General features: G+C 71.9%; 11 protein-coding genes and 1 tRNA gene. 8 read left to right on the forward strand and 4 right to left on the reverse strand.

All coding sequences use genetic code 11. The annotated features are described in order from the left end of the window. The coding region (locus PROKR_RS05100; RefSeq protein ID WP_245605706.1) for an aminotransferase class V-fold PLP-dependent enzyme at positions 1–642 on the reverse strand (642 nt) is incomplete at its 3' end. Between the two features lie 137 nt (positions 643–779). Here PROKR_RS05100 and PROKR_RS05105 point away from each other — a divergent pair. Both PROKR_RS05105 and PROKR_RS05110 read left to right on the forward strand, forming a co-directional pair. Continuing rightward, the gene (locus PROKR_RS05105; protein ID WP_245605707.1) at positions 780–1,349 is read left to right on the forward strand and encodes a MarR family winged helix-turn-helix transcriptional regulator; all 570 of its coding nucleotides are present in this window, start codon (positions 780–782) and stop codon (positions 1,347–1,349) included. Positions 1,350–1,416: 67 nt separating this feature from the next. After that, a complete protein-coding gene (locus PROKR_RS05110; protein ID WP_036960180.1) occupies positions 1,417–1,602 on the forward strand; it encodes a hypothetical protein in 186 nt (61 codons plus the stop codon). Between the two features lie 75 nt (positions 1,603–1,677). Here PROKR_RS05110 and PROKR_RS05115 read toward each other — a convergent pair. Then, positions 1,678–1,754, reverse strand: a tRNA-Pro gene (locus PROKR_RS05115). Positions 1,755–1,942: 188 nt separating this feature from the next. Between PROKR_RS05115 and PROKR_RS32440 the strand changes: the two genes are divergently transcribed. Next, positions 1,943–2,377 carry a hypothetical protein gene (locus PROKR_RS32440; RefSeq protein WP_036960183.1) on the forward strand — a complete coding sequence of 145 codons (435 nt, stop codon included), beginning with the start codon at positions 1,943–1,945 and terminating at the stop codon, positions 2,375–2,377. 130 nt (positions 2,378–2,507) lie between these two features. On the opposite strand, the gene PROKR_RS05125 is transcribed toward PROKR_RS32440, so the two are convergent. Beyond that, the gene (locus tag PROKR_RS05125; protein ID WP_036960184.1) at positions 2,508–3,551 is read right to left on the reverse strand and encodes a LacI family DNA-binding transcriptional regulator; all 1,044 of its coding nucleotides are present in this window, start codon (positions 3,549–3,551) and stop codon (positions 2,508–2,510) included. A 204-nt stretch (positions 3,552–3,755) separates the two neighbouring features. Here PROKR_RS05125 and PROKR_RS05130 point away from each other — a divergent pair, with 204 nt between their 5' ends. From PROKR_RS05130 to PROKR_RS05145, 4 genes are all read left to right on the forward strand, one after another. Then, positions 3,756–5,678 (forward strand): glycoside hydrolase family 127 protein, encoded by a 1,923-nt coding sequence (locus tag PROKR_RS05130; protein ID WP_036960187.1) that lies wholly within the window; start codon positions 3,756–3,758, stop codon positions 5,676–5,678. 99 nt (positions 5,679–5,777) lie between these two features. Continuing rightward, on the forward strand, positions 5,778–7,091 hold the full coding sequence (locus tag PROKR_RS05135; RefSeq protein ID WP_036960189.1) for an ABC transporter substrate-binding protein: 1,314 nt from the start codon (positions 5,778–5,780) through the stop codon (positions 7,089–7,091). Beyond that, entirely contained in the window at positions 7,088–8,020 is a 933-nt protein-coding gene (locus tag PROKR_RS05140; RefSeq protein WP_036960191.1) for a carbohydrate ABC transporter permease, read from the forward strand. Before PROKR_RS05135 ends, PROKR_RS05140 begins: the two co-directional genes overlap by 4 nt. Before the next feature lie 58 nt (positions 8,021–8,078). Beyond that, positions 8,079–8,939, forward strand: coding sequence for a carbohydrate ABC transporter permease (locus tag PROKR_RS05145; protein ID WP_245605708.1), 861 nt, complete (start codon positions 8,079–8,081; stop codon positions 8,937–8,939). On the opposite strand, the gene PROKR_RS05150 is transcribed toward PROKR_RS05145, so the two are convergent. Continuing rightward, the gene (locus PROKR_RS05150) at positions 8,872–9,852 is read right to left on the reverse strand and encodes an EamA family transporter (RefSeq protein WP_036960196.1); all 981 of its coding nucleotides are present in this window, start codon (positions 9,850–9,852) and stop codon (positions 8,872–8,874) included. The two genes, PROKR_RS05145 and PROKR_RS05150, sit on opposite strands and share 68 nt — an antisense overlap. Positions 9,853–9,922: 70 nt before the next feature. Between PROKR_RS05150 and PROKR_RS05155 the strand changes: the two genes are divergently transcribed. Beyond that, the coding region (locus tag PROKR_RS05155; protein ID WP_036960199.1) for a helix-turn-helix domain-containing protein at positions 9,923–10,125 on the forward strand (203 nt) is incomplete at its 3' end.

The following is a 10,125-nucleotide window of genomic DNA, read 5'->3' on the forward strand; positions in this document are numbered from 1 at the left end:
CGCGGCGTCAGCCACGAGGCCCGGGGCGTGCGCGCCGTCGATCAGCACGCGGGCGCCGCGCTCGTGGGCGAGCTCCGTGATCCGCGCGGTGGGCAGCAGGCGGGCGGTGGGCGACGTGATCTGGTCGACGACGACGAGCCGCACGGCGTCGGTGAGCTCGGCCCGGAACCGCTCGACGACGTCGTCGGCGCTCGCCGCGAGCGGGATCGTGACCGTGCGTACCCGGGCGCCGAAGCGGCGGGCGAGGCGTCGGGCGCCCATGGTGATGGCGCCGTACCCGTGGTCGGTCACGAGGATCTCGTCGCCGGGTGCGAGCCGGAGCGAGTTGAAGACGACGGTCGCCGCCGCCGAGGCGTTGGGCACGAACGCCGCGTCCTCGGCCCGGGCGCCGACGAAGGGCGCGACCTCGTGCCGGGCGGCGGCGACGAGCTCGTGGGCCCGGGGGAACCAGGCGACGGGGCGCAGGTCGGCCTGCCGGCGCAGCTCGTCCTGGTAGCGCACCACCTCGGTGGGCACCGCCCCGAAGGAGCCGTGGTTGAGGTGCACGACCGCGTCGTCGAGCGGCCAGGCCGCGCGCGCCGGTCCCCCGGAGGCGAGACGCACGGGTGCCGGTGCCGGGGTGGTGCCTAGCGGGTGGTTCATCGACGCCTCTCGGTAGTTGTCGGGCAACCTTGGCAGCGCGACGCGCCCGGCACCAAAGTCTCGGCGGGTCTCGTGCTACTTTTTGCTAGCCCGTCTACCTTCAAGTGTGGGAAGCAATATATGAGAGGGGAGCGCACGTGGTCTCTGAACCCGAGCCCGTCGACCCGTCCGGCCCGTCGATGCTGGACCCCCGGGTCCTGGACCCGCGGCAGGAGATCGTGCAACGGTCCGGCCTGGACGAGCAGGAGGTCGACCAGGTAGTCCGCGTGCTGCAGGGGCTGCGCGACTGGCGCGAGGCGGAGCGCCGGATGAGCGAGGCGTCGCGACGCTACATGAAGCTCGGCGAGACCGACATGCGCACGCTGCGGTTCGTCATCGCGGCGCAGTACCGGGGCGAGACCGCCACGCCGGGCGCCATCGCCGCGCACCTGGGCATCACGTCGGCGTCGACCACCAAGATGCTCGACCGGCTGGCGGACGCGGGGCACATCCGCCGGCTCCCCCATCCCACCGACCGGCGCAGCCTGGCGGTGGAGGTGACGGAGGAGACCCGGCAGATCGCGCTGAAGAGCGTGGGACGCGACCACGCCCACCGGTTCGAGGCGGCCGCGCGGCTGAACCCGGAGGAGCGCGAGGTGGTCATGCGGTTCCTCGAGGAGCTCACCGCGACAGAGAACCCCGGCGACCTCGAGCCTCCCGGGGAGTGACGGTCAGGTCGACGGCCCCTGCACCAGCAAGTTCACGGGGTGCCGGGTGCAGTGTCAGACTCCGGGCATGGCGATGGCCGACAAGCCTCCGAAGGGCTTCTGGTATCAGGTGGGGCGACCGTTCCGGGCGGTCGGACGCGGCCTGGGCCGGGTGCTGGAGGCCCTGGACCTCCTCAGCGCGATCCTCTGGATCGGCCGGGGTGTCGTCTGGGTCGTTCGCGGCATCGGACGAGCGTTCTCCGACTCGTTCTGACCGGCAGGATCGCTGCCGCGACGCCGGAGACGACGATGCCCACCAGCACCGATCCGGATCAGTGCTGGTGGGCGGTGGTCGGGGTGACAGGATTCGAACCTGCGACCCTCTGCTCCCAAAGCAGATGCGCTACCAAGCTGCGCTACACCCCGTGGGTCCGCCGTCGCCAGGTATCCGAACTGTGTCGGACCCCGTGGGCAGGACCAGCCGAGTGTATCCGATCGGCGCCCGCGGCTGCCGGATGTTTCCGGCCCGCAAGCAGCCAAGTAATCCTTTGAACTCTCCGCACCGCGCCTGCCATCGTCGAGTCACGGACTGTTGCGTATCGGGAGGGATCGGCATGCTGCGGCGGCAGACGACGGCGCTCGCCCTTCCGCTCGCGCTCGCCCTCGGCGGCTGCTCCGCAAGCGAGACAGGCCCGCCCCGGGACCAGCAGCGCTCGATCGTGGTCGAGAGCCTTCCCGCCGGGACAGCCCCGCCCGGGCTGCCGACCGAGGGGGTCACCAACGCGACGGTCGACGCCACGGTGCGGCCCGCCCGCCTCGCCGTGACCGCATGGGGCACGCCCGGGTGCATGCCCTACCCGGTGTCGGTCGCCTGGCTCGACCGCTGGACCATCGAGGTCTCGACGGCGCCCGGCCCCGACTCCGGCTGCTCGACCGAGTACCTGGCCGTGAGCCAGGTCGTCGTCGTCCCGGTGGACCACCCCGCCGACGAGGTGCGGACCGTCCGGGTGGACGGCGCCGAGGTGGCCTTCGCGTTCCGTGACCCCTAGCCCGACGCTCCGTCGACGACCAGGCGGGATCGGCCCTGGAGCCACTTCACCTTCGAGGCCAAAGTTTCTCGCCTTTCGACGGCCGCAAAGACAAGAAACTTAGGCTTCGAAGTGGAGGAGCCAGTCGGGTCTAGCCGTCGCCCAGCGTCGACGCCCGGACCACCAGCCGCGGCGCCAGGCGCTCGACGCCGCGGGCCGGGTCGCCCTCGATCGCCGCGATCAGCAGCTCGGCGGCGCGCTGGCCCAGCCGTTCGAGCTGCATGTCCACCGTGGTCAGCGGCGGGCGGCTGGCCAGCGACATCACATCCCAGTCGTCGTAGCCGGTCACCGCGACGTCGTCGGGCACGCGCAGTCCTCGCTCGCGGAGCCGGTCGCATCCTCCGCGAGCGAGCTGGTCAGAGGCGAAAACGATCGCGTCCACTGGCAGGTCGCGCTTCTCGGAGCCCGAACCCGAACCCGAACCCAGCCCACCGGCCAGGATCTGCTCCACCGCGCGCCGCCCCCACTGCTCCGACCAGTCGCCGTACAGCGGCTCCCCGACCACGGCCAGGTCGCGCGCGGCGAGCTCCGCCGCGAGCGTCACGTACCGCACCAGGGACGCCGCCTGCTCCGCGCGTCCGCCCACGTACGCGATCCGACGTCGGCCCAGGCCCACCAGGTGCTCGACGAGCAGCCGCATGCCGAGGGCGTCGTCGGGCACCACGGAGGCGTCGTCGGGGTCGGACGACGGCGCGAACGCGTAGACCACCGGCATCGGCACCTTGATGGGCTCGCGCGGCTCGGTGGTGCGGCCTGTGACGATGATCCCGTCGACCCGCCGGGCCACCAGCGCGCGCACGTGGTGCTGCTCGCGCACCGGGTCGTGCCGGGCCGTGGCCAGCAGGGCCGAGAGCTCGCCGCCCACCAGCGCGTTCTCCGCGCCGAGCACCACGGGCAGCGAGAACCGGCCGGCGGAGTCAGTGCTCAGCAGGCCCACGGTGAAGCTGCGCCGGGCCGACAGGGAGCGCGCGCTGGCATCGGGCACGAAGCCCAGCCGGTCGGCCGCCTCCCGGACCCGAGCACGGGTGCTCTCCCGCAGCGAGCCGGTGTCGTTGAGCGCCTTGGACACCGTGCTCGGCGACACTCCCGCGAGCGCCGCGACGTCCGTGATCCGTACGACCGCTCCCCGGTCCATCCGCACCGCTCCTTCTCGACCTGGTTTCCTTCCGCGTTTTCCGTCGAACCTGCGCGACAGCAACGGGACGCCGCGTCATCGTACCTCCCGGCCCAGATCAGCGGCCAGTTTCTGGCGAATTTCGCCCAGACCTTTGACGCTGGTCACGTCGGTCCCTACGATCAGGAAATCGGATTCCTAGTTTCCGTCCGGAGGAGAGCATCGATGACGACGACGCCCAGCGGTACGACGCGCGGACCGGCCGAACCCACGAGCGACGCCCGGGTGCTGCTGCGGCCGCTTGCCCCCGGGTACGTCACGGTGGATGCCGGGCTGTGGCGCCGCAGCGCCGACGTCAACCGGTCCGCCGCGATCCCGGGCGGGCTGGAGCAGCTCGCCAAGGCCGGCAACCTGCGCAACCTGGAGATCGCCGCGGGCGTGGCGGACGGCGAGGCGACCGGCCCGATCTTCGCGGACTCCGACGTGCACAAGTGGCTGGAGGCGGCCGCCTGGGAGTACGCCCGGGAGCCCGACGAGCAGCTCCTGGCCGACCAGCTCCACGTCACGAGCCTGCTCGCGGCCGCCCAGGCCGACGACGGCTACCTGGACTCCGTGCCCGCGCTGCGGAACGTGCCGCGCTACAGCGACCTGCCGTGGAGCCATGAGCTGTACTGCGCCGGGCACCTGTTCCAGGCGGCCGTCGCGCAGGTGCGCGGCACCGGCCGCACCGAGCTGCTCGACGTCGCCGTCAAGCTGGCCGACCACCTCGTCGCCACGTTCGGCGACGGTACCGGCCAGCTCCGCGAGGTCGACGGCCATCCCGTGATCGAGATGGCCCTGGTCGAGCTGTACCGCGAGACCGGCACCCAGGCCTACCTGGACCTGGCGAGCTGGTTCGTCGAGGCGCGTGGCACCGGCATCATCGAGGCGCACGGCAAGCAGCCCACCTACTTCTCCGACCGGGTCAAGGTCCGCGAGGCCACCACCGTCGAGGGCCACGCCGTGCGGGCGGTATACCTGGGCGCCGGTGCGGCCGACGTCGCCATCGAGACCGGCGACGCCGAGCTGCTCGCGGCGCTCGACACCCAGTACCGCGCGATGGAGCGCGGCAAGCAGTACCTGACCGGCGGCCTCGGGGCGCGCTGGGAGGGCGAGGCGTTCGGCGACCCGTACGAGCTGCCGACCGACCGCGGGTACGCCGAGACCTGCGCCGCGATCGGCGGCGTGCAGTGGGCGTGGCGCATGCTGCTCGCCACGGGCGAGGCCCGGTACGCCGACCAGATCGAGCGCATGCTGCTCAACGGTTTCCTCGCCGGGGTGTCGCTGAGCGGCACCGAGTACTTCTACGTGAACCCGCTCCAGCTGCGCAGCGACGCGCACGCCGAGGAGGACCGCAGCCCGGCGCACGGCCGTCGCGGCTGGTTCGACTGCGCGTGCTGCCCGCCCAACATCATGCGGACGGTCTCCAGCTTCACCGGCTACGTGGCCACGGCGGACGGGCCGAGCCTGCAGCTGCACCAGTACGCGCCCGGCACGGTCACCGCCCCGCTCGACGGCGGCACGCTGCGCCTGCGTGTCGAGACCGCCTACCCCGACGAGGGCAGCATCGCGCTGCACGTCGAGGAGGGACCGGACGCCGAGACGACGCTCGCCCTGCGCGTCCCCGCCTGGGCCGACGGCGCCACGCTCGACGGCGCCCCGGTCCTCGCCGGTACGTACGCCAAGGTCACGCGCCGGTTCGCCGCGGGCGACGTCGTCCGGCTCGACCTGCCGATGACGCCGCGCCTCACCTCGGCCGACCCCCGGGTCGACGCGGTGCGCGGGTGCGTCGCGATCGAGCGCGGGCCGCTGGTCTACGCGCTGGAGCAGCCGGACCAGGAGGCCGGCGCCGTGGTCGACGACCTGCGGCTCGACGTCTCGGGCGCACTGTCCGACGAGTTCCGCGGCGACCTGCTGGGCGGGGTCACGGTGGTCCGGGCGCACGGCGCGGTGGTCCCCGGGCCGGATGCCGAGGCGACGACGCCGTACGGGCCGGCCACGACGCCGTCGGCCGGCCCGGTGCGGGACGTGACGCTGACCGCGATCCCCTACTACGCGTGGGCCAACCGTGGCCCGCAGCCGATGCGGGTCTGGATCCCGACCCGCTGACCGCACGCTCCCAGGGGGCCCGGGCCGGTCCCGGCCCCCTGGGGCAGCACGACCCCAGCACGTCTCACCCTGCGTAACGACGCGTAAGGAAGGAGAGCGATGGAGCTCACCAGACGCCAGCTGCTCACCCTCGCCGGCTCGGCGACGGCGGCTGCCGCACTCGCCGGCTGCGGCGGCACGCTACGGCCCGCGAACGTCGAGGCCGCGGGCTTCGGCGAGAACGCGACGGGCACCCTGAACCTGTGGTGCCGGTCCGACACGGTCAACGGCACCCAGGCCGTCGTCGACGCGTTCCACCGGGCCCAGGACCGGATCCGCGTGCAGGTCACGCCCATCCAGAACGGGCAGTACGTGACCAAGCTCGCCACCGCGATCCGCGGCGGGCGAGTGCCCGACGTGATCGACATCGACGACATCTACTCGACCCTGTTCGCCTACCGCGGCGCGTTCACGGACCTGACGCCACTCATCGAGGACCTCGGCATCGGCGACGCGCTGAGCCCCGGCCACCTGGCGCTCAGCACCAAGGACGGCCGCAACTACGGACTGCCGTTCATCGGCGACTTCTCGGTGCTGTTCTGCAACACCGAGCTGTTCGACCGCGCGGGCCTCGACGTCGACGAGCACACGAAGGACTTCGACGGCATCCTCGCGGCGGCCCGCGCCATCAGCGCCCTGGAGGACGACGTCTACGGCTGGTCGTTCCCCGGCAACGCCTCGGGCGCGCTGGGCTTCACCGTCCAGCCGCATGTCTGGGCCACCGACCGCGACCTCATCGCGGGCGACGTCGGCAGCCAGCGCGGCGACGTCGTCGGCAACGAGGCGCTGCGCCGCACGCTCGACCTCGAACGCACGCTGTGGGCGGAGCAGCTCGTGCCCCCGGGCAGCTTCTCGGACGACGCCTCGCGCTGGTCCGCCGACTACACCGCCGGCCGGCTGGGCATGTTCCCCGCGGGGTTCGGCGTCGTCGTGCCCAATGCGGACGAGGCGCTGCTGGAGCACACCAAGGTGGTGCTCCTGCCCGGGCCTGACGGCGGGCGGGCGTTCTTCGACGGCGGTGACAACCTCTGCATGCTCAACGGCGCGCGGAATCCCTCGGCGGCGTGGGAGTTCATGAAGTTCGCGGTCGCCGTCGAGCAGCAGGCGCGGATGCCGGAGGGCTTCTACTCCCCCGTCCGCTCCGACGTCCGAACCCCTGAGTTCGCGGAGAGGTACCCGCTCGTGCTGCCCCCGCTGGAGGCGCTCGACCGCGGGTACGCACCCACCACGCTCGCCTACAACCTCATCTACAACCAGCAGGACGGACCATGGCTGCGCATGTTCCGTTCCGCCGTCTTCGACGGGGAGGTCGATGCCGCCATGCAGGAGGCCCAGACCACGTACGACCGCATCCTGAGGCAGGCGCAGGCATGAGCGCCCCGACGACGGCGACGGCGACGTCCGCCCCGCAGGCGTTGCGTCGCCGCAGGTACGGGACCCTCACGCACCCGAGCCGCACGGGGCTCGCGCTGGTGACGCCGGCGGTCGCGCTGGTGGTCGTGTTCGTGTTCGTGCCGCTGGTCGTGGCGGTCTACATCTCGCTGACGAACTTCCCGCTGATCGGGCCGTACCGGTTCATCGGGCTCGACAACTACGCCTCGGTGCTCACGGACCCGACGTTCTGGACCGCGCTGGGCTATACGCTGCTCTACACGGCGATCGTCACGCTGCCGATCCTGCTGCTCGGGTACGGGCTGGCCGTGCTGGTGCGGTCCAAGCGGCGGGGCGCCACGCTGCTGCGCACCATCTTCTTCGTCCCGTTCGTCATCGGGCTGACGACCCTCAGCTTCCTCATGCTGCTGGAGGCGCAGCCGAACAGCGGCCTGGTCAACGTGGCGCTGCGCTTCCTCGGGATCACGGACGGGACGACGGCGTGGCTCGTCGACGGGCCGCTCGCCACCGGACTGCTCTGCGTCATGGTGGTCTGGGGCGTGTCCGGGCTGACGATGGTGCTGCTCATGTCCGGGATGCAGGGCATCCCGCGCGAGGTCTACGAGTCGGCGGAGATCGACGGCGCCTCGTGGTGGCAGCGGGAGCTGCAGATCACGGTGCCGATGCTGCGCCGGACCATCGCGATGACCGTGATCCTGTCGGTCATCGGGTCGTTCCTCGCGTTCACGCAGTTCTACATCCTGACCCAGGGCGGCCCCGGGTCGGAGACCACGACGATCGTCATGGCCATCTACCGGCGGGCGTTCGTCCAGCTCCAGCTCGGTGCGGCGACGGCGATGTCGCTCGTGCTGGTCGTCATCACCGGTCTGGTCACCGCGGCCCAGTTCTGGCTGCTGCGGGAGAGGAGCTGACATGGCTACGGTCACTTCTGCTGCGCCCGTGAGGGCGCGTGCTGGGCGGCGTCCTGCCGTGGTCTCTCCCTCGCCCTCAGGGCCGGAGCGGGACACCCGGGTCAAGCGGATGCTCTACGTGGTGGGCGGAACCCTCGCCGCGCTGGTGTTCCTGGTGCCGCTGGTGGTCGCGTTCGTGCGGGCCGGGCAGCCGGGCGACGTCATCGTGGCGGCCCCCGACGGCCGGTTCTTCGAGCTGTCGTGGGTCAACTTCCAAGCCGTGATCGACCAGCCGGAGGTGTGGCGCGGCATCCTCAACTCGGCGATCGTGTCGGTGTCGACAGCGGTGCTCACCGCGGTGCTCGCGACGCTGGCCGGGTACGGCTTCGCGCGGTTCCCGTTCCGGGGGCGCACGGTGCTGTTCGGGCTGGTGCTGGTCACGCTGATGATCCCGTTCCAGGCGATCCTGACCCCGCTCTACCTGCAGATGAACGTCATGGGGCTCACGGACAGCCTGTTCGGCCTGGTGCTCTTCTACACGACGGTGAACCTGCCGTTCGGCATCTTCGTCATGCGCAACACGTTCGCCGCGGTGCCGGCGGAGCTCGAGGACTCGGCGCACGTCGACGGCGCCGGGACGCTCCGGATCCTGGTGTCGGTGCTGCGGCCGCTGGTGGTGCCGGGCACGGCGACTGCGGCCCTGTACGCGTTCCTGGCGTCGTGGACGGAGTTCCTCGGGGCGCTGACGTTCCTGACCGACTCCAGCCTCTACACGCTGCCGGTGTCGCTGGTGAACCTGCAGCAGGGGGCGTACGGGCAGGTCAACTTCGGGCTGCTGGCGGCGGGGTCGGTCATCGCGATGATCCCGTGCGTCATCTTGTACGTGGCGCTCCAGCGGTACTACGTGGCAGGGCTGGCGTCGGGGTCGGTGAAGGGGTGAGCTGATCCGGGGCATGCTGATCTGGGGCTTGCCGGTCTGGGGCGGGCGGCGGCGTGAGACGGCGCCGCGCGCCCCAGAGCACTCCGGCGATGACGAGAGCCGCCCCGGTCGCCGTCCACACCCCGATCTGCTCGCCGAGCAGCACGGCCGACGCGCTCAGGCCGACCACGGGAACCAGCATGGAGAACGGGGCGACGACGCCCGCGGGGTGCCGGGCCATGAGCCAGGTCCAGACGCCGGAGCCGGCCAGGGTGCCGATCAGGACCGTGTAGGCGAGGCCGAGGAGCGCTGGACCCATGGCTGGTCCGGGGACGAACGAGCGGGCAATGGCGTCGGGCCCCTCGATGAGCAGCGACAACGCCAGCATCGGGATGGGCGGCACCACGGACATCCACAGGGTCAGGTGCAGTGGGTTCGGCGCCTTGGCGCGGGCGCTGGAGACGTTGCCGATCGCCCAGCCGAAGCCGCCGGCCAGGACCAGGAGGAACGGCCCGAACGCCGCGGCCTGCGCCTGGGACCAGCCCACGACCGCGAGCCCGAGGGTCGCGACCGAGAGGCCCACGACCTGCCGGGCGGACACGCGCTCGCGGAACACCGTGGCGCCGAGCAGCACCGTGAACGGCGCCGACGACTGGAGCACCAGCGACGCGAGGCCCGTCGGCACCCCGGCCGCCATGCCCCAGTAGAGGAACAGGAACTGCAGGGTGCCGAACCCGAGGCCGTAGCCCAGTAGCCACCGCACCGGCACCTTCGGGCGCGGCACGAGCAGGATCGTGGGGACGGCGATGACCGCGAATCGTAGCGCCGCGAGCAGGAACGGCGGGAACTGTTCCAGCGAGGCGTGGATCGCGATGAAGTTGAGCCCCCACATGACCGCGACGGACACGGCGAGCAGGCGGTGCGAGATCGGCATGTGCTGAGCGTCGTCCGATCCGTGTTGAAGGACAAGCGAAATGTTCTACATGTCCTTGTAGGCTGCCTACATGAACGACCTCTCGCGCCTGGACCCGCGCCACCTCGACCTGCTGCGCGAGTTCGCCGACCGTGGGTCCGTGACGGCCGTGGCCAGGGCGACGCACCGGACGCCGTCGGCGGTGTCGCAGCAGCTGCGCACCGCCCAGCGGGAGCTGCGCGGCATCCCGCTCGTCGAGCCGCACGGCCGGGGCCTGCGGCTCACCGAGGCGGG

This window comes from Promicromonospora kroppenstedtii DSM 19349, assembly GCF_000515355.1.
Lineage (GTDB): Bacteria > Actinomycetota > Actinomycetes > Actinomycetales > Cellulomonadaceae > Promicromonospora > Promicromonospora kroppenstedtii.

Excerpts from the sequence above, each read along its gene's own strand:
- PROKR_RS05110 (WP_036960180.1), top strand. The coding sequence starts at position 1,417 with ATGGCGATGGCCGACAAGCCTCCGAAGGGCTTCTGGTATCAGGTGGGG.
- PROKR_RS32440 (WP_036960183.1), top strand. The coding sequence starts at position 1,943 with ATGCTGCGGCGGCAGACGACGGCGCTCGCCCTTCCGCTCGCGCTCGCC.
- PROKR_RS05125 (WP_036960184.1), bottom strand. The coding sequence starts at position 3,551 with ATGGACCGGGGAGCGGTCGTACGGATCACGGACGTCGCGGCGCTCGCG.
- PROKR_RS05130 (WP_036960187.1), top strand. The coding sequence starts at position 3,756 with ATGACGACGACGCCCAGCGGTACGACGCGCGGACCGGCCGAACCCACG.
- PROKR_RS05135 (WP_036960189.1), top strand. The coding sequence starts at position 5,778 with ATGGAGCTCACCAGACGCCAGCTGCTCACCCTCGCCGGCTCGGCGACG.
- PROKR_RS05140 (WP_036960191.1), top strand. The coding sequence starts at position 7,088 with ATGAGCGCCCCGACGACGGCGACGGCGACGTCCGCCCCGCAGGCGTTG.
- PROKR_RS05150 (WP_036960196.1), bottom strand. The coding sequence starts at position 9,852 with ATGCCGATCTCGCACCGCCTGCTCGCCGTGTCCGTCGCGGTCATGTGG.